Source organism: Enterobacter cloacae complex sp. 402C9, from assembly GCF_050030745.1.
GTDB lineage: Bacteria > Pseudomonadota > Gammaproteobacteria > Enterobacterales > Enterobacteriaceae > Enterobacter > Enterobacter intestinihominis.
Map to the genome: position 1 here is coordinate 3,956,291 of NZ_JBLGUW010000001.1, position 23,001 is coordinate 3,979,291.

At 51.6% G+C, this 23,001-nt stretch carries 18 protein-coding genes and 3 pseudogenes; 6 read left to right on the plus strand and 15 right to left on the minus strand.

The genetic code is table 11. From position 1 onward, the window contains the following. The first annotated feature begins 297 nt into the window (after nucleotides 1-297). Entirely contained in the window at nucleotides 298-624 is a 327-nt protein-coding gene (locus ACQG1K_RS18830; RefSeq protein WP_022649401.1) for a four-helix bundle copper-binding protein, read from the plus strand. Nucleotides 625-1,087: 463 nt separating this feature from the next. Then, nucleotides 1,088-1,684, plus strand: a pseudogene (locus tag ACQG1K_RS18835) (LysR substrate-binding domain-containing protein); the annotation flags it as partial. 41 nt (nucleotides 1,685-1,725) lie between these two features. Here ACQG1K_RS18835 and ACQG1K_RS18840 read toward each other — a convergent pair. The 5 genes from ACQG1K_RS18840 to ACQG1K_RS18860 form a co-directional block, all read right to left on the minus strand. After that, a complete protein-coding gene (locus tag ACQG1K_RS18840; protein WP_007897903.1) occupies nucleotides 1,726-2,385 on the minus strand; it encodes an SDR family oxidoreductase in 660 nt (219 codons plus the stop codon). A 294-nt stretch (nucleotides 2,386-2,679) separates the two neighbouring features. Further along, a complete protein-coding gene (locus ACQG1K_RS18845) occupies nucleotides 2,680-3,516 on the minus strand; it encodes a helix-turn-helix transcriptional regulator (protein ID WP_017384067.1) in 837 nt (278 codons plus the stop codon). A gap of 75 nt (nucleotides 3,517-3,591) precedes the next feature. Continuing rightward, the gene (locus ACQG1K_RS18850) at nucleotides 3,592-4,569 is read right to left on the minus strand and encodes a DMT family transporter (RefSeq protein WP_200473156.1); all 978 of its coding nucleotides are present in this window, start codon (nucleotides 4,567-4,569) and stop codon (nucleotides 3,592-3,594) included. Further along, nucleotides 4,551-5,426, minus strand: coding sequence for an MBL fold metallo-hydrolase (locus tag ACQG1K_RS18855; RefSeq protein ID WP_017384065.1), 876 nt, complete (start codon nucleotides 5,424-5,426; stop codon nucleotides 4,551-4,553). Before ACQG1K_RS18855 ends, ACQG1K_RS18850 begins: the two co-directional genes overlap by 19 nt. Before the next feature lie 82 nt (nucleotides 5,427-5,508). Further along, on the minus strand, nucleotides 5,509-6,441 hold the full coding sequence (locus ACQG1K_RS18860) for a LysR family transcriptional regulator (RefSeq protein WP_158287950.1): 933 nt from the start codon (nucleotides 6,439-6,441) through the stop codon (nucleotides 5,509-5,511). Between the two features lie 260 nt (nucleotides 6,442-6,701). Here ACQG1K_RS18860 and ACQG1K_RS18865 point away from each other — a divergent pair, with 260 nt between their 5' ends. Beyond that, on the plus strand, nucleotides 6,702-7,826 hold the full coding sequence (locus ACQG1K_RS18865; protein ID WP_017384063.1) for an alkene reductase: 1,125 nt from the start codon (nucleotides 6,702-6,704) through the stop codon (nucleotides 7,824-7,826). Between the two features lie 95 nt (nucleotides 7,827-7,921). Then, entirely contained in the window at nucleotides 7,922-8,230 is a 309-nt protein-coding gene (locus ACQG1K_RS18870; protein WP_032415288.1) for an ArsR/SmtB family transcription factor, read from the plus strand. 546 nt (nucleotides 8,231-8,776) lie between these two features. On the opposite strand, the pseudogene ACQG1K_RS18875 reads toward ACQG1K_RS18870, so the two are convergent. The 5 genes and pseudogenes from ACQG1K_RS18875 to ACQG1K_RS18895 form a co-directional block, all read right to left on the minus strand. Beyond that, nucleotides 8,777-9,465 (minus strand): annotated as a pseudogene (locus ACQG1K_RS18875) (IS3 family transposase); the annotation flags it as partial. Between the two features lie 90 nt (nucleotides 9,466-9,555). Then, on the minus strand, nucleotides 9,556-9,984 hold the full coding sequence (locus ACQG1K_RS18880) for a hypothetical protein (RefSeq protein WP_017384060.1): 429 nt from the start codon (nucleotides 9,982-9,984) through the stop codon (nucleotides 9,556-9,558). Between the two features lie 3 nt (nucleotides 9,985-9,987). After that, a complete protein-coding gene (locus ACQG1K_RS18885; protein ID WP_017384059.1) occupies nucleotides 9,988-12,105 on the minus strand; it encodes a hypothetical protein in 2,118 nt (705 codons plus the stop codon). Next, the gene (locus ACQG1K_RS18890; protein ID WP_032607906.1) at nucleotides 12,093-13,859 is read right to left on the minus strand and encodes a hypothetical protein; all 1,767 of its coding nucleotides are present in this window, start codon (nucleotides 13,857-13,859) and stop codon (nucleotides 12,093-12,095) included. The genes ACQG1K_RS18885 and ACQG1K_RS18890 overlap by 13 nt, the downstream gene beginning before the upstream one ends. After that, on the minus strand, nucleotides 13,846-15,093 hold the full coding sequence (locus ACQG1K_RS18895) for a tyrosine-type recombinase/integrase (RefSeq protein ID WP_007897923.1): 1,248 nt from the start codon (nucleotides 15,091-15,093) through the stop codon (nucleotides 13,846-13,848). Before ACQG1K_RS18895 ends, ACQG1K_RS18890 begins: the two co-directional genes overlap by 14 nt. On the opposite strand from ACQG1K_RS18895, the gene ACQG1K_RS18900 reads away from it, so the two are divergent. Both ACQG1K_RS18900 and ACQG1K_RS18905 read left to right on the plus strand, forming a co-directional pair. After that, entirely contained in the window at nucleotides 15,074-15,307 is a 234-nt protein-coding gene (locus tag ACQG1K_RS18900; protein WP_012477417.1) for a hypothetical protein, read from the plus strand. The genes ACQG1K_RS18895 and ACQG1K_RS18900 overlap by 20 nt on opposite strands. Before the next feature lie 399 nt (nucleotides 15,308-15,706). Next, nucleotides 15,707-16,342 carry a hypothetical protein gene (locus tag ACQG1K_RS18905; RefSeq protein WP_012477419.1) on the plus strand — a complete coding sequence of 212 codons (636 nt, stop codon included), beginning with the start codon at nucleotides 15,707-15,709 and terminating at the stop codon, nucleotides 16,340-16,342. A gap of 135 nt (nucleotides 16,343-16,477) precedes the next feature. On the opposite strand, the pseudogene ACQG1K_RS18910 reads toward ACQG1K_RS18905, so the two are convergent. From ACQG1K_RS18910 to ACQG1K_RS18930, 5 genes and pseudogenes are all read right to left on the minus strand, one after another. Then, a pseudogene (locus tag ACQG1K_RS18910) lies at nucleotides 16,478-17,653 on the minus strand (YgiQ family radical SAM protein); the annotation flags it as partial. A gap of 151 nt (nucleotides 17,654-17,804) precedes the next feature. Further along, nucleotides 17,805-19,217, minus strand: a complete 1,413-nt coding sequence (ftsP, locus tag ACQG1K_RS18915) for a cell division protein FtsP (RefSeq protein WP_023298607.1) — start codon at nucleotides 19,215-19,217, stop codon at nucleotides 17,805-17,807. A gap of 61 nt (nucleotides 19,218-19,278) precedes the next feature. Next, nucleotides 19,279-20,016: a 1-acylglycerol-3-phosphate O-acyltransferase gene (gene plsC, locus ACQG1K_RS18920; protein ID WP_022649406.1), complete on the minus strand. Its 738-nt coding sequence runs from the start codon at nucleotides 20,014-20,016 to the stop codon at nucleotides 19,279-19,281. Between the two features lie 163 nt (nucleotides 20,017-20,179). Continuing rightward, nucleotides 20,180-22,438 (minus strand): DNA topoisomerase IV subunit A, encoded by a 2,259-nt coding sequence (gene parC / locus ACQG1K_RS18925; protein ID WP_023298608.1) that lies wholly within the window; start codon nucleotides 22,436-22,438, stop codon nucleotides 20,180-20,182. 118 nt (nucleotides 22,439-22,556) lie between these two features. Then, a complete protein-coding gene (locus tag ACQG1K_RS18930) occupies nucleotides 22,557-22,958 on the minus strand; it encodes a YgiW/YdeI family stress tolerance OB fold protein (RefSeq protein WP_022649408.1) in 402 nt (133 codons plus the stop codon). Nucleotides 22,959-23,001 lie beyond the last annotated feature (43 nt).

Consider the following 23,001-nt stretch of genomic DNA (forward strand, 5'->3'; position numbering starts at 1 on the left):
TCTGTAAGACAGGTACTTACCGATGAAGGCTGCCTGGAAAACGTAAAAACATCACACGTTAATCCGGTTTTTTTAAGCAGGCAAGGGATTACGGACAGCTTTGAGCGAGAAGCGGATAAAGTAAATCTATCTCATTTCTGCATTGTGCCAGAAGTAGACATAGGTGAATTAGGTAACCCTAGAGATGCACTTTGAATCAATGATATGAAATGCTGAAAAGGTAATTAACTAATTCAAAATTTGAATAATCAGTTATCTCTTCCATGCTTAATACGTAACCTTAGCTAAGGAGAAATTATGTTAGACGAATACAAAAAATGCATCGAAGCCTGTTATCTATGTGCAACGGCATGTGATAACTGTGCGGCTTCGTGTCTCGACGAAGAGAATCTGGAGATGATGCGCGAGTGCATAAAACTGGATATGCAGTGTGCAAATATCTGCCGTCTTGCAGCTCAATTCATGACACTAAATAGCGGGTCTGCCCAGGATCTTTGCCGTCTTTGCGCTGATGTTTGTCAGAAGTGCGGTGACGAGTGTGGAAAGCATGAACATGACCATTGTCAGGATTGCTCAAGCGCTTGTCATCACTGCGCCGAACAATGCAGAAAGATGGCCGCCTGAGAAAAACTCAAATTACCAAACCCGCTTCGGCGGGGTTTTATATTCCCGGTAATAAGTCGTAGAAGGATGAGATAGATGAGTTTAAGAGTACGGGCGGGAAATAGATCTACTCGAAAGTACTAGCCTCAATGACAAATTCTGGCACAGATTATTTGATTGGCTCAATGTCCGTTTTCGCTGACAGCGGACTGCACCCCGCCGGGGTGACCGCTTCGTGCCAGAATTGGACGTTTCCAAAATCTGCATGCACTAATCGGTGGAGAGCAGATCTCACTGCATAGCCATGCAGACGCGCAGAAATCATCAGGGGCGTTTTTCAGGGGTTGGGGCAGGAAAGTGCCGGAAACAGGCGGGAGGCCGCAGAAACGTGCTGAGGGCGCCTGCGGCGGCGCGCCCAAGGGTTGTTATGTTTAATATGGCAGAACTTTCCTGTCGCTATCATTTTGACGTCCGCTATTCGCTCATAGATATGCCTGTCGCGTTTGCGGCTTTACTTGTTATACCCAACCTGCCTGATTTTTATCGCCAGCATCCCGGAATTGAAATTATCCTGAGCAGCTCAGACCGCCGACGGAATATGCTGCATGATGGCCTGGACTGCATACTGAGGGTAGGGGAGCTGGACGATGGCGACTATATCGCAAAGAAGGTGGGAACCGTTAAAATGACGACCTGCGCCAGACCTGCGTATCTTGATCAACACGGCACCCCGGAAACAATGGACGAGTTGCAGCAGCATCAGGCCGTCAACTGGATTAACAGCAGCAACAGACAAGTTATGCCCTGGACATTCGGGACGTCAGAGGGCTCCACCGAAATTGAACTTCCAGGCAGGCTTGTCGTGGATAACTCAGAAGCCTACATTGCAGCAGGCCTGGCGGGGCTGGGAATACTACAGGGCATGAATATTTTTTTGCAGCCTTATCTCGATCGCGGGCTGTTGGTAGAGGTTCTGCCAGATAATCCGTCCCCGAATCGCAAACTGTAACTTCTGTATCCGCACCGCCATCTCTCCCGAAAAGTACGGGCGTTTACCGACTGGCTGGAAAGTTTATTGTAAACGCCTGGGGGCCTGCAGCCTGCTGGTACGTGCGCTGCCTTTTATCGGCCCGCCAGCTTCTGTATGGCTTCACGGACAGGAGCATCGCCAGACGTCAGCTCAATGATGACGCGGCTGACGGCAGGTTGCTCAATGAGTTCAGCCAGCGTAGCCGCCACGTCATCACGGGGCACGTTACCATACGGGATGGCCAGGCCGGCACGTACATAACCCGTACCAGTCTTATCCTGCAGCGCGCCGGGGCGCAGGATCACCCAGTCAAGCTCGCTTTGTGCTAGTTCCACATCGGCCATTTTTTTAACACGCATATAATTTTCGAATGATTCAGAAGTGGTTTCTCCCCGTGCGGACTCCGGGAATGCAGAAACGAGCAGAAAGCGAGACACACCGGCACTGAGGGCGGCAGCTACCGACTTTTTCAGCCCTTCGCCGTCGACCGCATTGGTCATCTCCTGTCCCCCCTTACCGCCGGCACCGGCAGTAAACACCACTGTATCACTACCTGCAAAGTGCATCGCCAGCGCAGCTGCATCCAGCTCTGTCAGGCTCCCACTGACGGGCTCAGCACCCAGCTCGCCTAGCAATGCCTGCTGCTCTGGCTTACGGTAGAGGGCACGAACAGCATGCCCCCTTCCTGAAAGGATCCTGCACAGACGCTGGCCGATTTTGCCTGCACCACCGATAATGAAAACATGAACCACAGTTGTCTCCTTCTGGGGTTATGATGTGTCCGAAATTATAACCTGACATCAGGTCAGTTCCTTTGAGCCTGACCGATTGCACTGCATGCTGCTGCCAGCACCAGACAGCTGGTCAGATACTCAGTTGTTCTTATAGCTGAGAACAACAGCCGTACCGATTTAGCTCTCCCGTCACGATGAGAACTCCTGAACCGGTTACACGCAATGCCGGCCAATATCTTCCGTTATATTCGAAAGATCCACGCAAGTTACTGAAGTGCGAGGGACGCAATGTGTACCTTGAACGAACTGAAGTCAGCGGAACCCTGAAGGTTCGATTCCATAGCGTTCAGAAAACTGCCTGCTGAAGCTCGATACTGAATTGTAACCCACCCGCCCCGCGACCGTTTTTACCGGCAGCGTCGATGTCATCAGCAGGCGGAGAGCCTCCGCGATACGTGCATCGGCGATAACTGAGCGTAAGCTGGTTGACTCACTGGCCAGGTGGCGCCGAAGCGTGGGGCCACTGAGTCCCGTCAGATCTTCAATTTCAGCAGCACTCCAGGGATGAGCCGGTTTGTCCGCTACCATCTGACGGATTTTCATGGCCAGACTTGGCTGCCGGGCTCGCAGCAAAGCATGGTATCCCATGCCATAAAGCCAGAGCACCACTTCAACCATGGCGTGCAGGGAAAGCGGACGCTTCCCTTCCCGCATTGCGGCTGTCCAGCGGTTAAGGGGTGAAAGAAGAGCTGATACGGAAATGGCTGCGATGCTGCCGGTGTCCTGTGGTGGTGGTGCGGCAAGTAACAGCCTGGCTGCTTCAAGCTGTTCCTCCGCGAGCACCACGCTCAGGGCGACAAACTCACCACTTTGTTCTGAAGGGGCATATTCTATATCGATGCTACGGGCATTCGGGACGACCATAATCTCGCCCGGGATCACCCGGTGCCATTTCTCATTTTCACGATACCGGAATTCTCCTTCCAGCGGGAAGGAAAGGGTCGCACCTTCCACCTCGAACTTCTTTACCTGATGCGTCTGTTCTGCGCGAAGGCAATCGCAGGGAAGTGGAAAACGGGAGCGTGCCAGGGTAAGAAGCTCAGCGAGGAGATCATCAACGGGAGAATCGGAAAAGCTGACTGTTTGCATATTCATCCGGAATTTGACTTTGACCGCTATTATACGTCGCCATATACAAAAGCATACAGCGACGCGTGCGGTTGTCTATTCCCGGATGACAAAAATCAGGCCGATTATAGTTACTGCCATACCCACAAGCATAGGCAATGTAATGGCCTCTCCAAACAGCAACCACGCTTCAGCTGCCGTGAGAATGGGAACCAGGTAAAAGTAAGTAGCGACTTTGGTTGCTTCACCGCTTCGTATCATAAAAATCAGCAACATAATCGCCAGAACCGATACGCCAATAACCAGCCAGCCCAGACCCAGCGCAAATGATAAGCTCCACTGCGTCGGAGCAGATTCGAACATCAGGCTAATTGCACCCATCGATATTGTCAAAGTGACGTACTGTAAAAACGTGTTCGCAAAGATATGTCCATCTCCCTGAGCACGGCGCTGATAAAGCGCTCCGATCGTTACGCCAAATAACCCCAGCATGACCGACCCAAAAGCCACAGGATCCAGTGCAAAACTATGCTGCCCTGGCGATAGCACCAGGAAAACGCCCGCAAAGCCAATCGCAATACCCAGCCATTTCCGGGGATGCAGGGACTGACGGTGCATGAGTGAAACCAGTATTGCAGTCAGTACCGGCTGCAGGCCGGTGATGAGCGCCGCAATGCCTGACGGCATGCCACGATGGATGGCATAAAAGCATCCGCCCAGAAAGAAGCTCTGCAGGAAAAGTCCGACAATCAGGTTGCGAACCATTCCTCTGCCGGACGGAAAACGGGCCCTGAACCCCAGTGTAAGCAGCAGAAGGACCAGACAGGAAAATGCGCCACGCAGGAATAAAAGATGAAACGGCGCGCTGTACTGCACGGTAAATTTGGCTGCGACAAACCCTGACTCCAGAGGAATACAAAAAGCCAGGGCGCAAGAGTAATGAGCCATTTTTTTTGTGAGGCAGTGATATTCATAGTATTGCAGGTGGGTTCTTGTCGGGCGATATGAAAGGGGATCTTCCCGGTCACTATTGTGTGCACCGGGAAGGAAGGTGATCAGACTGCGGGTGACCACAGGTCGTAATTCAGTGCGAAGCTGTTACCTTCACGGATAACCTTACCGGTAGTAGGCAGGTTGAAGTGCATACCACTGACAGCCAGGTTATCGCTCGCTGCGCGGTCAAGCACTTTGCTACGGATGGCCGCCGCCGCCGCAGGATCGCTGTCGAACGCGATAGTAACGTCAGGCTGAGCAACCTGAATGTGCGGGAAGTGAACAATATCACCCCAGATGAGCAGCGACTCTTTTTCATCACCCAGCAGATAACCGGTATGTCCTGGCGTATGGCCGAACAGCGGTACAGTCTGAATACCTGGTAAAATCGCTTCCTCGCGGAATGGCACCAGTTTGTCGTCATAAGCGCTGAAGGCGTTCCTTGCTACTTCAAAGAACGGCTTGAATGCGTCAGGCGCGCCAGCGGAAATGGTTTCATCACGCCAGAAAGCGAGTTCTTTCTCATGCACAAACAACTGCTGAACATTGCGGAAAACGGGAGTCTGCAGGGGGCCTGCAAGCCCGCCGATATGGTCAGGATGCGCGTGAGTCAGGAGAAGGGTATCAATCTGAAGCGGGTCAATGCCTGCCGCGGCCAGGGCTACCTGAAGCCGACCGCCCCAGCCATTGATACCTCCGGCACCACTGTCAATCAGGATGGTTCGCTCAGGCGTCTGGATAACGTAGACGTTGATATTAATACGGGGTACTGCTGGCACACCGCGCTTCTGCAGTAAATCCTCGGCACGTGAGCCGTCAATACCAGACAGCAGCTCAAAAGATACGTCCAGATAGCCATCACTCAGCATGGTCACAGTCATGTCACCTACTTTTTTGCGATTGATAGCCGGGGCCTGCCAGTTCAGTTGTGAAGTCATATTGGTCTCCGTTACGATTAGAGGTCATCAGGTTTTACTTTAGCAATAGTAACGAAATTTCTGGTTCGAACTGCTCATCCTGCTACGTAAACCGCTCATTCTTAAAATCCGGAGCACAGCAGGTTATATTGCTTTTGCCTTTCTCATGTAAGGTGTCGGTATTATCTTTACCGGAGCCTGTAATGGACATTATTGGAATTATCATGTCGGCGGGAAAAGCCTCTGACCAGTCCTCAAGCACCCGACAATAGTGTCCCGCCTCAATCCCCGCCAGGGCAGAAGACTCCGGCAGGTAGGCCAGGCCGTAGCCATCTTTTACTGCCTGAAGCATTGGATAAATGCTTGAAAAAGTAAGCTGCCCGTCCACTTTTTTCACAATATCCCCCTGCCTGACAAATTCCCAGCCATACAGCGGGCCTGTGGGTGACAGACGTATATTGATGCAGTCATGTTTTTCCAGCTGAGAGGGATGTAGCGGCAGACCTCTTTCTGCAAGATAGGTGGACGATCCAATGACGACAAACCGTATGTCCGGTGCGATTCGGACGGCCACCATATCCTTTAATATGTCATCACCAATTCGGACTCCGGCATCAAAATTGCCCTCAACAATGTCGACAAAACCGTTCTGCTGCGACATTTCCACCTTGATATCCGAATATTTTTTTAGTAACGGTGACAATCGTGGCCAGAGACATTCATGAATCATGTGATCTGATACCGTAAGTCTGACCAGCCCAGCCGGTGTATGGCGCAGTCTCTGAAGAGCTGTCACGCCCGCTTCAATGCGCGCAAGACCGGGTTCAAGCGTCAGTAATAATTGTTTACCGGCTTCGGTGACAGCCACCCGCCTGGTTGTACGCATAAGTAACGGCATGCCAACGCGCTCCTCGAGACGACGTATCGTGTGTGAAAGCGTGGATGCCGAGATCCCGAGGCGGACAGCAGCCCGTGAAAAACTGCACTCCTGTGCTACTGCCATGAATGCAACATAGTCATTAAAATCGTGACGCATACCGTTCCCGTTCAGGATCTCCGATAACATTATCAGAACCATTTAGGTTCATGATGCCGATTCTGTGAGCCATCAGGCAACCCCCCCGTTCCGCTCATCCGATCATAATTTTTATAAATCTAGATATTGGTAAATCTCAATATGTGGAATAAAGTGTCGTGGTTCTGCGGCTACATCGGCCGAACGACGACATGCCAGGTCGTAAATGCTGAGACATGGCGTTTCAGTGATATTGAAAATTCGCTATATCAGGATATGTAATGAAGACGAAAAACCTGTTCTCTCCCACCAGACTAGGTCCCTACACCCTGAAGAATCGTGTTGTACTTCCGCCTTTAACCCGCTCACGGAGCTCACAACCGGGTGATATTCCGAACGAACTGATGGCTGAATATTACGCACAGCGCAGCAGTGCCGGGTTTATGGTGACCGAAGGAACACAAATCGAACCTCGTGGGCAGGGTTATGCGTGGACCCCGGGGATCTACAGCTCACGGCAAGTGGAAGGCTGGAAGAAAGTGACGCGGGCAGTGCATGAAAAAGAAGGCATCATTTTTGCCCAGCTCTGGCATGTCGGAAGAGTATCCCATAACTCCCTGCAGCCAGGTAACGCCTCGCCTGTCGCTCCGTCGGCGATACCGGCAGGGGAAAACGTTAAGGTATTCATCGAAACCGGGCCGGGAGAGGGGGCGCTGGCTACCGCTTCCTGCCCCCGCGCACTGGAAAAAGAGGAAATTAGTGAGATTGTCAGGATGTACGCCGGGGCAGCTCAGAACGCCCTTGATGCCGGTTTTGACGGTGTGGAAATTCACTGTGCAAATGGATACCTGGTTAACCAGTTCATGTCATCCCATAGCAACAAAAGAGAGGATGAATATGGTGGCTCATTACATAACCGGCTGCGGTTTCTGCGCGAAGTGACGCAGGCTGTCGCTGATGTGGTCGGTAAAGACCGTGTGGGAGTCCGTTTTGCTCCGCTCTTTCAGACCACGGATGAAGTAAGGGTCTATCTTGGCCTGGTGGAAGATGATCCCCATGAAACCTATACCGAAGCCGTTAAAATTCTTGAAGAAATCGGAATAGCCTATATTTCTCTTGCTGAAGCCGACTGGGATGATGCTCCCGAATTGCCTGAAGCATTCAGAGCTGAAGTCCGTAAGTTATTCAGCGGTGTAATTATGTATGCCGGGCGATATACGCAAGAAAAAGCCGAACGGATTATCGGTGCTGGCTGGGGAGACATTATCGGATTTGGCCGCCCGTTCATAGCTAATCCGGATTTACCGCAGCGCCTTTATCATGAATGGCCACTGAATCCGGTCGATCCAACAACCATGTATGGTGGAACGGCAAAAGGCTACACAGATTATCCCGCCTTTGGCTAACCATTCTTATGAGCATCAGCTTTTCAAAAGCTGATGCTTAACGTAGAGAAGTATCGTAACATTGCAATTCCTCAATGCGACAAGTGACAGAGTTTATGCCTGATATTGATTTGAATGACGTGATTAAGGCGCTGGGAAACCCTGTTAGAAGAAAAATTCTGCATATGCTCAAGGAACCGAAAATACACTTCCATCAGCCTTATGCTGATGCGGACGAGTTCGGTGTGTGTGTCAGTATCATTCAGGAAAAGGTCGGGCTCTCACAGTCTACCGTTTCTCTTTACCTCTCAGCTCTTCAACGGGCACAACTTGTTACTTCTCAGCGCATCGGTCCCTGGACGTACTACAAACGTGACAATGATAAAATAAGGGTTGTTCTTGAGTTGCTGAAAAATACAATCTGATACAGGACTGAGCACATTCAGTGTAACAGTACCGGGGGTTCGTACTTGCGATCCCGGCAGGCATTCCATGAAAGCGCACTAATTCCTCAATATCAGGCTGCAGACCGGTCATAAGAGGCTAATAGTTTTGCAAAATATCCACCAGTTTGGGTCAAATCACTCTGTCGGTTGGTGTGCATACTCGGTGAAAGGACCTGCAGATATTTAAGATGGCGGATAGCTTGTTACAGTGCCGCTGATGACATTCCGACCCTGTTGCCGTCCGGGTAAGATAATACCTCTGACAGCGGTCATAAAAGCCCAACATAATTGTCTTTCGAGCCATATATTAATCGCTCATCGCGCTCTCTTTTTCGAAGAGGTGTCACTTAATCATGATCGGTCAGTACAAAAAGACAGTGCTTTTCCAAATTCCGGACGGTTGTATGCGAAAACGGTGAAGCTCAACAAATGGTGTCATCGCTGTGCAATGCTCTGCGGGCTCATTCTTTCAGTTAACTGTTTGGTTACAGCTTCAATGAAGTATTTCAGTTAATTCACAGCGAGGGTTTGAGGAAACCACGCTGTGATTACCCAACGCTCATCCGGAGCATCCGGATTGAACTGTCGCTGGAGCTTGTTGGGCGACACGATACTGGCCTCGCCTTTACATGCCCTCGGGCTCCGGTATCCGACCTGAGCCTTTATCCCGACACGTTTCATCAGTCGCCAGACTCTGTTCACTCCGCACTGTTGCCCGCTGTCCCGCAGATCCAGATGGATTTTGCGATAACCATAGACGCATCCCGATTCCAGCCAGAACTGTTTAATCTGTCCTGTCAGTCTCAGGTCTGCCTGATGGCGTTGTGAATGCGGCTGCTGAAGCCAGGCGTAAAAACCACTGGGATGTTCATCCAGCACCCGACAGAGCAGGCGAACAGGCCAGCAATAGGTGTTGTCACGAATAAAGGCGTACCTCAGTCGGACAGCTTTGCGAAGTACGCCGCGGCTTTTTTTAATATGTCCCGTTCGTCGGTAACCCGCTTCAGCTCTTTCTGAAGACGGCGGATCTCGGCCTGAGCATCTGACTGTTCTTTATTAGTGGAAGAATCCGGACCGTAGTTCTTTATCCAGGCGTAAAGGCTGTGGGTGGTGATATCGAGACGCGTTGCAACGCTGGCAACAGAATAACCGCGATCAACAACCTGTTTGACTGCTTCAATTTTAAACTCTTCAGGATAACGCTTACCGCTCATGGGCACCTCTCTTTAAGTCATCTTAAATGACTCTGAGGTGTCTGTTAAACCTGTGGCGATTCACCTCGCGTCCTTCCGTTCAGTATAGCCTCAGTCCCTGACACCACCCGAGAACGGAATGACGTCCCCTTTCTCCCTCCCGGTGTTGCGTTCAAGCTCCCTGACATACTGCTGTAAAAGTATAAGGTTATGTAACAGCTCTACATTTTCAGCCATCATCTTTTTGATTTCTTCCCTCAGCTCATTTCTCTGACGGCGATACTTTTCTTTCAGCTTGATCTGCTGCTCAATGCCCTGCTCATCAACCGGCGCGGTGCCCTGGCACGTTTTTTTCAGACTGCGGATAGCCTCCCTGACCTGCCTGTACTCAGGACAGTTATAATTCAGGGTGCCGTTTGCCAGCCCCGCTCGTTTTTCCACAGCATACTGGCTGATACGCTCCCCTGATAACATCAGTTCCCTCAGGGCCTGCTCTGCTCTTGCCTGTGTTTTTTTAACCCCCGACTGTTCGTTCGTCATGCTCTATTCATCCTTTTCAAAAAAGCGGACAGCATCTGCATAAAAATCTCTCTCAAGCATCAGAAAATCCCTGTCAGCCTGAGGAGCATTATTTCGCACGGCAATCTCCAGAAGGTTGTCATAATGAGCCATCCTGCGTTTCCACACGGGAACAGAATCAGCTCCGGCCAGCATGTTCTCACATCCCGGATTGCAGGACGCTGACTGAACAACCGCCTTAAACTCGCAGTCATGGCCATTCATGCAATAAAAACCGTTTCCAAGAGATACCAGTTTTTGCCCGCCTCGTTTAGCCATGCTCATCGCTTTTTTCAGTGTAGGAAACGTCATCTGATGTAAGTGCCCACCTCTCTGGGACATCAGTAACTTCCCGCCTTCGCCATAAAGCAGGCCTTCATGCTGATAAGAAACAGCCCTGGAAGCTGAGAGTTCGGTATCAACCCTTTCAATCTCGGCAGCGAATGCCTGAGGGATCGCCCGGCTAAAATGCGAAGCGTTGAGTGCACCGGACATATACCACTCCGTCATGCCTCTGATTAAGTGCTTAAACTGCCGGATAAGATCATTAGTAGAAATCAGATCAAGACGCCTGAGGTGTACAGCAAGTGAACGGCGAAACTGATGGGTTCGCAATGGCCAGAAAGCCCCCTCCCGAATCTCCATCGCAACGCGTTCATCATCACGTATGTTTGGATTTAAAAGCCTGAACTCATCAATATGGTCACGTCGGATGAACAGATGGTGTCTTTTCACAAATTTCTTTGCCCACTCAGTCTGGCGCTGCGTCCCCATAAAAGAGAGTTTTTGCTCCGAGAACCACGACCTGATATTTAAAGACAATGGAACATTGTCCAGCGTCTTCCCGTCCAGGCCTGTCATGATTTGATTAATTCTGCGTAAATGCTGAAAAGGCTTTTCCACATAGCGACAAACAACCCAGTCTTCGTGACTTCCACCTTCCGGGGCGAACTTATGCAACACCGAACGAAGTCCCAGGATATCACCATCATAAATCAGTGAACCGTGCATCACGCCAAGCACTTCGCTGTGTCTCATCCCCGACATGGCCTGTATCACATTCATGACTTTTAACGTCAGCTCAAAATGCCAGGTGTTCAGCTTTATGTGATCAACGCCAATAAAATCAGATCTCCAGCGCTTATTTTTATGTACCGAGAACCAGCCCTGCATCCCGGGGCCAAGTGTCGCGAAAAGCGCCCGAATTTCCCCGGCAACAATATTGTAGTAATACGCGGCCCGGTAATCCGGTATGCTTTTTGCTGTCCCTCTTTTACGGGCTTCCAGCATCGACGTATAGTAAGGCGAATCATAAAAACCGTTTATGATAGCGCACAGCCGGGAAAACCCGTCAAAATCGAAATCACTGATTTCAGCATCCAGTTCAGTAATCAGCCCTTCCCAGACAGACATCATAAGACTGAAAGGCATACAATATGTCTGGTTTGAATCATCCACACTGTTGTAACTGTCGAAGCTAATATCAGGAAAGTAACCGTATTTTCGAAGACGGGTATGACCTGTCAGCGAGATATCCGCCAGGTCCATAAAGTAATTACGTAATGTTCTTTCAGAACGCTTCCTGCCGTGCTCATCCTCCTCCTTCATCTTTACAATGAAAGCATTCCGGACAAGCGGAAAACGAAGCTGAAACAGACTGCGATACCCCATAGACTCAATAATACGGGCTCCCGCCACAATGTTTGCACATTTCCGGATCAGGGACTGCGTCTTCGCGGTCCTGCCGACAATCCAGAGCAGGCTGGCTGAGATGATTTTGGCTTCAAGACGCAGTTCAGGATCCCGTATGCCTGAAAAATTAACGGTTCTTAACGTTTCACCAATATGGGTTCTGACATAGCGATTGGTCCAGACATCATCCCTGAAATAAATATTCAGCGTCTCCTCATTGATAAAACGCATATCATGTTCATCTGAGCTGGCGATAACCAGGCAGTTATTCAGACGTTCAAAGCTTTTGTTTTCTAGTGCCTCACAGATGATATCCTCAGTCGGAAACTCATCCCCTGAACGAAGCGGCGTTCCGGCAGGAAACTCCGCCATTCGACTACGGCTTACCTCTTTTTTCTTCAAATCTGCCATACCGGAGCCACACCTTCTCGCTGAAGTTTAACGCGCGCTTTTTTCAGGATCGCCTCATCTACCAGCCCAAGCCGTAAATCAATCTTCAGGAGTAACGTTTCATAACGCTCCACAGCATTGACCGAACCGATGTACAACGGTTTTCCATACTCGATAGCATGCCTGAATGACAGCAGGAGCCATACAGACTCCAGCGTTTCCACAACGCAACTTTTTGAACATTCGACACAATGAGAAAAATCCGCACAAGCCTTTGGTGTCCGGCCAAATCGTTTTTGCTTTTTTATAAAGCGCAATTCAATATCTGTAGGCGGCTCCTGCGATCGACATCCCAGGCCATTCAATAAAAGATCCACACCCTCATCGCTTCCACGCAGATCGATCCCCAGCTCATCAGCAACTTTTACCCGCTCGGATAACGCACGTGTCGCAATCCCCTGATTCATAAGCGTATCAAGTGCAGCACTGAAGTTTTCCTTCGCCCCCTGTGGGTTACCTGCAGCATAATTCCGCCTGTAAGTGCCCCAGTTATGCTGTGCTTTTTCCGCCGTAATCAGACCATTCTTTAATGTTCTGTCCGTATACTGCTCAGACGTTTTGCGCAAGCCAGAAACGGTAATTGATGGAAGCGAGGGATTAAGCTGCCGCATCGTGGCCCACGCCCCCTCAGAGTTAGAAAATTTAGTCAGATGACTGGGATTAAGAGAATAAAGCTTACGGAATTTCACCTGCGGCTCACTCAGAAACAGCGCCTGTACCGGAGGGAAGTTATCTGCGGAAACCAGATAGTTAACGATGTCGTCCCTGAGCCTGATAAAAGACAGAAACCAGTAATAGCCCGCACGTTTGGTCACATACTCCGATTTACCTATCGTCAGACGTATATACTTATTCGCTCTCCCCTTATAAACATAATCAGTGCTGATACCCTTTTCATCCAGATGTATATCATCCCGCGTCAGACCCAGAACCTGAGAGGTGTTTCCCCATGTGTGGTAACAGAACAGAAAAAAAGAAGTAAGAAAGTAATTTTCCAGAACGTCCCTGATGATGATCTCTGCCCTGCTGACCCCGTTCTCTCCCGGATACCGGAAATACGCTTCATAAACAGGTGCCAGCAAAGACGGTGAGAAATGCCGCACCCCTTTTTCCGATTTAGCGATATGCTCCCGGATACATCCCGCAAGGAACTCATTCATGGATGACAACTGCCTCAGGATCTCGGAAAGTTCATTCCTGGTATAGCTATCCCTTCCCTGCTGCTGATACGTTCCTTTCGGTAAGAATTCATATTCATACCGCCTCTGAATCTGCCCGCCCGTAAGCAAAAACCGGTTGACCACGGACAAGTAGTGTCTTGCCATCCTGACTGAAATTTTTCGCCGACGAATATCGTTCATGAGATGTTTAATATACATTTCAACGCCTTCAGCCGTGCCATAGTCATACTGATTGACTGACTGCCATATAAAAAACATATTGAGATAACGGAAAATGGTTAACCTTCCGGCGGGACGGTAAGACAGAAGAAATCGTTTCAGAGAGGCAATAAAATCGCGTTTTTCAGGGCGGGCAAGATGCGAATGTTCACTAAACCATCCGGGGAGCAACACATAATCTGAAAAATGAGCCTGAAGATAAACGTCAAGTAAATAATATCGGTTCAGATCCCGCTGAGTGATGTGTCCGCTGACCGTCTCCCATGACAGCACATTTTCGGCCATCCACGTTATCTGCGTTTCACTCCGGCTCATATATGGCTCCATCGCGACCTGCAGCACCGTCAATCAATGCGTCCATGACCCCGGCGACTGCATCAGAAATCTGGTTTTGCTGAAGAAAGACGATGTATTTCATCGTCGTATTTTCGCTTTTATGGCCCATCCAGTATTTTACTGTACCCAGCGCATTTGCGGCCTGATCGGGATAGCAACTCAGTGCCGAGCGTAAAAAATGGGTCGCAAACGTTGCCCGCAAATCATGGGGTTTATGTCTGAACACATTTCCCGGAGCAGACCGGGCCAGGCGATGGCGAAAACTGTACCAGCGGGAGTAAAAGGCTTTTTCAGACATCCGTTTCCCGTTTGCCATTAAAAATAAAGGCTCGTGCCGCCCTTCCCCACCCTGTCGTGCACGCCATTTTTGGATCTTCTTTTCATACTCCTCATCCGCCAGATAATCCAGAACCTGCTCGTACAATCGTCTGGTGATGAAGAGTTCTCGCGTCATCCCAAACTTCGTATGAACTCCGCATCTCGGACCAATATGAAGCCCCCTGATGGTCAACTCAGATACAGGGACACTGGCAAGGTACTCTTCAGTAAAGAGTGACGACGGCAGGGTCAGCATTTCATCCAGCCGTAGCCCACAATTTTTCATCAGCACAATCATTAAACTGAACAACCCGGACTCAGATTTCAGTGCCTCATCCAGGATATGAACCTCTGCATCATTCAGTGGGTTGATTGTCCTTTTTGTTGTGCTGGTTATCCTGATGGCAAGATCCGAACTTATCACCTTGCGTCGCCCGTCAACGACTTTTTCGACCAACGTAAAAAATGAGCTGGCAGCCAGCTCACCACACTTGCCCAGAAATACGTAAAACCGTCGGATAACGCTGATGTACACCGCCGCGGTGGATGAGGCGATGCGCCCCTGCCTTACGGCCCCCAGAAGATACTCCCTGAAGCCATATGTAGGGCTTTGGTATTTCAACGTTCCCGGGGTGAAAGGGTCAAGTCCGTTATCCTCCAGCCACCTTATCCAGCGTAAAAATGCCCGGGCTAAAGGCTTTAAATCCCTGGCCTGCAGGATAGCTTTATCCATAAGATAAAAGTGTACATATCGGCTCAGTTTTCGATTCTGGATGCCGCTAATATAAGGTATTTCAGCATACAGAAATCCGGGTTCAAATTTCAGTTTCGGCTCTGTTGCATCCAGTTTGCTGACACGCCCATAACGCGCATGAATGTTAGTGATTATCCTCACAGTCTGTCGCCCTGAAACGCCACCTCATGCCTACACTATAAATCCGGAAGAAGAAAAAACAAACAACCAGGTTGCCGGGAGTGAATATGCAAATCAGGAGGAAAGTAAAAGATGTAACGACACCATCACGATGCAATACATTGACCTCAACACGTTACCCGGACCATACGTGATAAACATCACAAATCCTTTGAGTGAAGAACTTAAGATGTGATTTTCATTTCCCGGCACAAACCGTGCCCTTAAAAAACAGGCAACGGATACATCTTAATGCCAGAAGTAAACCTTAATTGATTGAATACAGCCTGAGTCCATTGCAAAAATAACACACAGGGTAAATTCGCATATACAGAACCCAACGAAAAGCAAAAGAAACCTGTAACACATTTCGTTTACCTGTCACTTTCAATTGTAAAAGCCAGCAGAAAAAGCGCATATAACTATATTTATCCCTGCGGGGACTTTTGTTTGTGCTATATATTTTTTACAGAGAACCGCAACGCGTCCAAACACAAGAATATATTTACCTCTGGAAAATGGTCTGACTCCCTTTCACGTGGTTGTAGTGACCTGTTCTGTGATTCATGTAATGTCTTTTCTGGATGAGGAAAATATGTCATCACTGATATTTTATACAGACGAAGCACAAGCACTGATTGTAACAGATACCCTTGCCGTCACCGATAATGGGGAGCCGTTATCTTTTGTTTCCAAAGCAGGTTACATCCCCCAGCTAAGAACCATCATAGCAGGTACGGGGGCAGGTGGATTTTCTAACACCTGGTTGCTTGAAGCATCAACCAGAATGGTCGTATCAGGTATACAAAATCTCAATTATCATACATCGGCCTGTCTAAGGAGGCTGTGGAAACAATACAAGCATGACCATGCAATTCCCTCTTCTTCAACGGTGACAACCAGTGTTTATCAGTTCGCAATTTGCGAGGAAACAGGAAATATCGTTTCGTTCGCCTATCGCTCAGTCCATGATTTCGAATCAGAGCAATTACAATACGGAACAGGAGTAAAACCTGAGTGCCAAATCTTGGATGGGGATTTGTTGCAGACAATTCCTGTAATGATGAATGAACAAAGGGCTATACAGGCGACATACCCACACCCGGAACGGATCCATATTGGCGGTGAGATGATTGCGCATTATCTGACATCATCTATGTATCAATGCTTTAAGATTGGGGAATTTGAGGATTTCAGAACTCAGGGAGAGTATATATTGAGCAGGATTTAGGCAAAACGCGGTTCAGATAAAGTGCTTTTAACAGGCTTGCTGAACATTAAAAGGATATCTCTCAATTACGATGAATAGCTTGAATTCTAAAAATAGAAAAGTAGAGTTTAACTCTAAATACATAAAAACAAGAGTAAAGGAGCACCCGCCGAAGCAGCCGCGCATGATGTTGACCGAGAAGCGGATCATCTCGTACGCCGGAATACGGCTGTTGCCATATGACGGATGCGGCACACGCTTGTACGGCAGGGCAAAAACGCTGTCCATCTCTTCGGTAGAGAGCGGGATCGCCGGTGGGTTAACCCAGATATAACGCTCGCCGTGCTTTTGCATCAACGCGCGGGCACAGCCCGGGTTGGTTTCATGGTGCAGAATACGGGAGGCGTGTGCGTAGAGCACCTTGTCAGCTTTGACCTTCTCATATGACGGCAGTAGCACATAGGTCTTTTCCCACGGCTTCGGACGCGGCGGCTGCACCACCACGGCCTTTGCTTCCGCTTTCTTCGGCTCAACTGGTTTGTTATCCGCGCACGGCAGATCGTCACCGTACGGATGCGGGATAGGGTCGATTTTGCCCGGCATATCGATAATGCGGGAATCCACCCCGCTCCAGCCCGGCAGCGCCTCTTTCACCATGATCGCGGTGTTGCGCACGTCGCGGATCTCGCTGACCGCTTCACCCTGCGCCAGGCGATGCGCCACTTCCACCAGCGGACGCTCGCCGTTGCCGAAGATCAGCATGTCGGCTTTCGAATCCACCAGCACCGAACGGCGCACGGTGTCAGACCAGTAGTCGTAGTGCGCGGTGCGGCGCAGGCTCGCCTCGATGCCGCCCAGGATCACCGGCACGTCTTTCCATGCTTCTTTGCATCGCTGGGTGTAGACGAGGGTCGCGCGATCGGGACGTTTACCCGCCACGTTATCTGCCGTATAAGCGTCGTCATGACGCAGCTTACGGTCCGCGGTATAGCGGTTGATCATCGAGTCCATGTTGCCCGCGGTCACGCCAAAGAACAGGTTAGGTTTACCCAGACGCATAAAGTCGTCTTTGCTGTTCCAGTCAGGCTGAGAAATAATCCCCACGCGGAAACCCTGAGCTTCCAGCATACGGCCGCAGATCGCCATGCCAAAGCTCGGGTGATCGACATACGCATCACCCGTCACCAGAATGATATCGCAGCTGTCCCAGCCCAGTTGATCCATCTCTTCCCGGGACATCGGCAGGAACGGCGCCGGTCCAAAGCAGGCTGCCCAGTACTGGGGCCAGGAGAAGAGGTCGCGATCCGGCTGGATCAGGGAAATTGCGCTCATAATGCTTCCGAAGAAAAAATAGACAAAAGGAGCGGGATTATACGCTGGTTTATCGGGGGAAATGAAGGGGTATTTATTGCCCGGTGACGCTACGCTTACCGGGCCTACGGGCCTGTAGGTCGGGTAAGGCGAAGCCGCCACCCGACTCGTTTTACGGTGCCGGATTCACCAGCATCTGCCCTACCGACCCCCTGTCCATCATCTCCAGCGTCTGGCTGTGGAACAGGAACGGGAAGTGCGGCCATGACGGCTGTCCATAGTAGACGAGCAGTTCTACCTGCCCATCCACCCAAACGGTATCTTTCCAGCCCCTGTCTTCCGGGAACGGCATCGCCCCGTTGACGTTGCGGATCAGGAATGACACCCCTTCAATATGGAACGACTGCGGCATCTCCGAGCGGACGGTCCAGCGCTCCCAGGTTCCCTGCTGGGCGGTGATATCAATACGGTTTACGTCCCACAGCGCGCCGTTGATGCCCGGATCGTCGCCAAGGCTGATATCGCGACTGCGTACTGCAGGGCCGGTCACAATTTCCTGCGGCAGCAGGCGCATCGGCAGACTGTCGGTCACCAGCGGCAACAGGCCGGTCGGGCGCAGCGTCAGCACCAGCGTGGAGACCAGAACGCTCGACGGTTCAAAGAAGCCGCGAATGCGGTCAACAATGCTTGCCGCTTCGCCGCAGGTCACGGACACTTCATCCCCGTTGGTCATATCCACGAGGATTTCACGACGTTCGCCCGGCGCCAGCGCCAGCTGTTTGACCGACACCGGCGCAGGTAATAACCCCTGATCGCCTGAAATCACATGCAGGGCGCGGCCGTCGCTCATTTGCAGCAGGTAGCGGCGCGAGTTAGAGGCATTCAACAGACGCAGGCGCACCCAGCCTCGAGACACTTCGACATACGGGCTTTGCGCGCCGTTAACCAGCAGCGTATCGCCCACAAAGCCACCGCTGCCCGGCTCGCTGTACTCCGGCGTACCGAAGTTATCCAGACGCTTGTCCTGAATAATGATCGGGAAATCATCAACACCGTAGTGATTCGGGATCGGCAGCGTTTTACTGACCTCATCTTCAATCAGCCACATCCCGGCCAGGCCGTTATAGACCTGCTGGGCGGTGCGGTTCGGGGTGTTGGCGTGATACCACAATGTCGCCGCGCTCTGACGAATCGGGAGGACGGGCGCCCAGTCGGCATTCGGCGACATCATGCGCGCCGCGCCGCCCATCAGCGGCCCCGGCACCTGCAACCCACTGACGGTCATTGCGACATTTTCCGTCGTCCGGTTACTGTAGATGAGCTTGACGTCATCCCCATTCCACACGCGAATGGTCGGCCCGAGGTAGCGTCCGTTAATGCCCCATACCTGCGCGCGCGTTCCCTGGGTAAAGGACCAGTGGCTACGCTGAAGCGTGAGGAATAGCGGCTGTCCGCGACGGGATTCAATCAACGGCGGAATAGGCAGCGGCTGTTGCTGCCCGGCGGCGCTGGCTGTCCGCGGCATCGCACCCGCACAAAGGGCGATACCCGAAGCCTGAATAAACTGACGCCGACTGAGTGACATATAAGCTCCATCTGAAACGACTAACAACGCGGGAATTCGTTTTCCCTTGAACGAAACCGGGTTAAATCTTACCGGCGGCTTCTCGCTCTGCAACTTCTTTATCGAGCTGTGCAATGTGCTGAGCCATCAGCTCGCGGCAGTGCGTGGCCAGCTCGCGCACCTGGTCTTTACCGTATTTGGAGGTATCCACCGGCGGTAGCATTTCGACAATGACCAGTCCGTTTTTCAGACGGTTAAGATTAATCTTATTCGATGTATTGGAAACGCACACGGGAATAATTGGAACGCCTGCCGCAATTGCAGCATGAAACGCGCCGGTCTTGAACGGCAGCAGGCCGCGACCGCGGCTGCGCGTCCCTTCCGGGAACATCCAGATTGAGATCCGGCGCTTTTTAAACTGATCCACCACTTCCGCAATGGTGCCATGCGCTTTCGCACGGTTGTTGCGGTCAATCAGCAAGTTACCGGTGAGCCAGTACAGTTGGCCGAAAAGCGGGATCCACAGCAGGCTCTTTTTCCCGACGGTTACGGTCGGCGGAATAACAATATTTGAGGCCGTCACCATATCGTAGTTGTTCTGATGGTTAGCGATATAGATGGCGTTACCGAAATTCTCCGCCCCTTCAGGCAGACGCTTTTCAACCTTCAGGCCGAACAATGGCGCAAGGCGACCAAACATGTGCCCGAACGTCGCGACATGTTTTGGGTTACGCGGGCTGAACAGGCAATAAATCGATCCGAAAATACAGACCAGAATGCAGTAAATAACGGTAAGAATAAGACGAACAATGTATAGCATAGCGACCTCTGAAGCCCTGACAGCTGACAATTATACTTCACCTGTGGCCAGGTAAGGACTTTATTACGAGCGCGTATTGTTAATCGCAACGCACGAATTAACAACGTTTTTACGGGAAATTTTATGGTAATCCCCCTCCGGAAAGAGGGGGGGATGAAACAGGTTACTCTTCGCTGTCGTCCGCTTTGCTGCGCGCCGGCGAGTCGATCTCCACGCGGTCAATGCGCTGCAGGCCACGCATCAGTGAGCCGCGACGTCCGCGCTCGCCAACCACCTTCTGCAACTCTTCCGGACGCAGTTTGATCTTACGTTTGCCGACATGAATGGTCAGCGTGCTCTGCGGCGGCAGCAGGAAGAGATGCGCCAGGCTATCTTCGCCTTTTGCCGCTTCCGCTGACGGGATACTGATGATCTTGTTGCCCTTCCCTTTCGACAGCTCCGGCAGATCGCTGACCGGGAACATCAGCATGCGTCCGGCAGCGGTGATCGCCAGCAGCATATCGCTTTCGTTCTCGATGATCAGCGGCGGCATGACGTGGGCGTTATCCGGCAGGCTGATCAGCGCTTTACCGGCGCGGTTACGCGACACCAGATCGTTAAAGGTGCAGATAAAGCCGTAGCCAGCATCAGACGCCATCAGCAGTTTTTGATCGTCGGCTTCCATCAGCATATGGTCAACCGTGGCGCCCGGCGGCAGCGTCAGCTTGCCGGTCAGCGGTTCGCCCTGCCCGCGCGCGGATGGCAGCGTGATCGGATCAATGGCGTAGCTGCGGCCCGTGGAGTCGATAAACGCCACCGGCTGGTTGCTCTTGCCCTTCACCGCCGCCTTGAAGCTGTCACCGGATTTGTAGCTCAGACCCGGCGCGTCGATATCGTGGCCTTTGGCGCTACGCACCCAGCCGCTCTGGGAAAGCACGATGGTCACCGGCTCGGACGGCAGCATGTCGTGCTCGTTCATCGCCTTCGCTTCTTCGCGCTCATGCAGCGGAGAACGACGGTCGTCGCCAAAGGCGTCGGCATCGGCCTGCAACTCTTTCTTCAGCAGGGTGTTCATCTTGCGCTCGGACGCCAGAATCGCCTGAAGCTGATCGCGCTCTTTTTCCAGCTCGTTCTGCTCGCCGCGGATCTTCATCTCTTCCAGCTTAGCGAGATGGCGCAGCTTCAGTTCGAGGATCGCTTCAGCCTGAGTTTCGCTGATGCCAAAGCGCGACATCAGGGCTGGCTTAGGTTCGTCCTCGGTACGAATGATCTCAATCACTTCGTCAATGTTGAGGAACGCCACCAGCAAACCTTCGAGGATATGCAGGCGCTTAAGCACTTTCTCCAGCCGATGGTTCAGACGGCGGCGCACCGTATCGCGGCGGAAGGCCAGCCATTCGGTGAGGATCTCCAGCAGGTTTTTCACCGCCGGACGACCGTCCAGACCAATCATGTTCAGGTTGATGCGGTAGCTTTTTTCCAGATCGGTAGTGGCGAACAGGTGGTTCATCACCTGCTCCATATCCACGCGGTTAGAACGCGGCACAATCACCAGACGGGTCGGGTTTTCGTGGTCCGATTCGTCGCGCAGGTCGTCCACCATCGGCAGCTTTTTATTGCGCATCTGGGAGGCAATCTGCTCCAGCACCTTCGCGCCGGAGACCTGGTGCGGAAGCGCGGTGATCACCACGGCGCCATCCTCTTTGGTCCATACCGCGCGCATGCGCACGGAGCCGCGGCCGTTCTGGTAGATTTTACGGATTTCAGCACGCGAGGTGATGATCTCGGCTTCGGTCGGATAGTCCGGCCCCTGCACGATATCCAGCAAATCGTCCAGCGAGGTTTTTGGCTGCTCAATCAGGGTGATGGCGGCTTTCGCCACTTCACGCAGGTTGTGCGGCGGAATGTCCGTCGCCATGCCCACGGCGATACCGGTCGTGCCGTTCAGCAGGATGTTCGGCAGACGCGCAGGCAGCATTTTCGGCTCCTGCATCGTACCGTCGAAGTTTGGCACCCAGTCGACCGTACCCTGCCCCAGCTCGCCCAACAGCACTTCGGCATATTTAGACAGGCGGGATTCGGTATAACGCATCGCCGCGAAGGATTTCGGATCGTCCGGCGCCCCCCAGTTCCCCTGGCCATCCACCAGCGGATAGCGGTAAGAGAACGGCTGGGCCATCAGCACCATCGCTTCATAGCAGGCGCTGTCACCGTGCGGATGGTATTTCCCCAGCACGTCACCGACGGTACGGGCGGATTTCTTGAACTTGGCGGTCGCATTCAGCCCCAGTTCGGACATCGCATAGACGATGCGGCGCTGAACGGGCTTCAGGCCATCCCCGATAAACGGCAACGCCCTGTCCATGATGACGTACATGGAGTAGTTCAGGTAGGCGTTTTCCGTGAATTCATGTAGCGCGAGGCGCTCTGCCATATCGCTCATTACGTGTGATTCCTCAACTCAGAAACCGATGGGTTTCAGGCAATATTGCCGCAGATACTACCTCATCTGGCGAGTTGAGTCACAAAGAAAAAGGGCCGCTCATGCGGCCCTTTCCGGGTTATTTGTTCAGCTTGATAACCTGCTTCACGTCGATTTCAAACTCGTTCCAGTCTTTATCGATTTTACCCTGGAGTTCGACTTTATCCTGTGGCGTCACCGTCACGCCGTTCCAGCGCTTGTGGTCGATCTCCACCACCACCGTGCCGCTTTCATCGCGGAAGGTGTAACGGTCATCGGACAGGCGCTCGGTAATATTACCGCGCAGCTTCACCCAGCTGTCGTCCTTCATATCTTTGACTTTAGCCGCGGTAGTGAGGTTGGCGTTATTATCGACAAAGCCACCCTGCTGGGTTTGCGTCTGGGTCTGTGTCGCAGATGGGCCAGAGAAGCCACCCTGTGCAGCAAAAACAGGGGCAGTGGTCATCATCATAATGGCAGCAATTGCAGCGTATTTTTTCATCTTAATCTCTCCCTTTAATGTCGTTTCACAATCCATTAAACAG

Excerpts from the sequence above, each read along its gene's own strand:
- ACQG1K_RS18830 (WP_022649401.1), top strand. The coding sequence starts at position 298 with ATGTTAGACGAATACAAAAAATGCATCGAAGCCTGTTATCTATGTGCA.
- ACQG1K_RS18845 (WP_017384067.1), bottom strand. The coding sequence starts at position 3,516 with ATGCAAACAGTCAGCTTTTCCGATTCTCCCGTTGATGATCTCCTCGCT.
- ACQG1K_RS18855 (WP_017384065.1), bottom strand. The coding sequence starts at position 5,426 with ATGACTTCACAACTGAACTGGCAGGCCCCGGCTATCAATCGCAAAAAA.
- ACQG1K_RS18860 (WP_158287950.1), bottom strand. The coding sequence starts at position 6,441 with ATGCGTCACGATTTTAATGACTATGTTGCATTCATGGCAGTAGCACAG.
- ACQG1K_RS18865 (WP_017384063.1), top strand. The coding sequence starts at position 6,702 with ATGAAGACGAAAAACCTGTTCTCTCCCACCAGACTAGGTCCCTACACC.
- ACQG1K_RS18870 (WP_032415288.1), top strand. The coding sequence starts at position 7,922 with ATGCCTGATATTGATTTGAATGACGTGATTAAGGCGCTGGGAAACCCT.
- ACQG1K_RS18880 (WP_017384060.1), bottom strand. The coding sequence starts at position 9,984 with ATGACGAACGAACAGTCGGGGGTTAAAAAAACACAGGCAAGAGCAGAG.
- ACQG1K_RS18885 (WP_017384059.1), bottom strand. The coding sequence starts at position 12,105 with ATGGCAGATTTGAAGAAAAAAGAGGTAAGCCGTAGTCGAATGGCGGAG.
- ACQG1K_RS18890 (WP_032607906.1), bottom strand. The coding sequence starts at position 13,859 with ATGAGCCGGAGTGAAACGCAGATAACGTGGATGGCCGAAAATGTGCTG.
- ACQG1K_RS18900 (WP_012477417.1), top strand. The coding sequence starts at position 15,074 with ATGTTAGTGATTATCCTCACAGTCTGTCGCCCTGAAACGCCACCTCAT.
- ACQG1K_RS18905 (WP_012477419.1), top strand. The coding sequence starts at position 15,707 with ATGTCATCACTGATATTTTATACAGACGAAGCACAAGCACTGATTGTA.
- ftsP (WP_023298607.1), bottom strand. The coding sequence starts at position 19,217 with ATGTCACTCAGTCGGCGTCAGTTTATTCAGGCTTCGGGTATCGCCCTT.
- plsC (WP_022649406.1), bottom strand. The coding sequence starts at position 20,016 with ATGCTATACATTGTTCGTCTTATTCTTACCGTTATTTACTGCATTCTG.
- parC (WP_023298608.1), bottom strand. The coding sequence starts at position 22,438 with ATGAGCGATATGGCAGAGCGCCTCGCGCTACATGAATTCACGGAAAAC.
- ACQG1K_RS18930 (WP_022649408.1), bottom strand. The coding sequence starts at position 22,958 with ATGAAAAAATACGCTGCAATTGCTGCCATTATGATGATGACCACTGCC.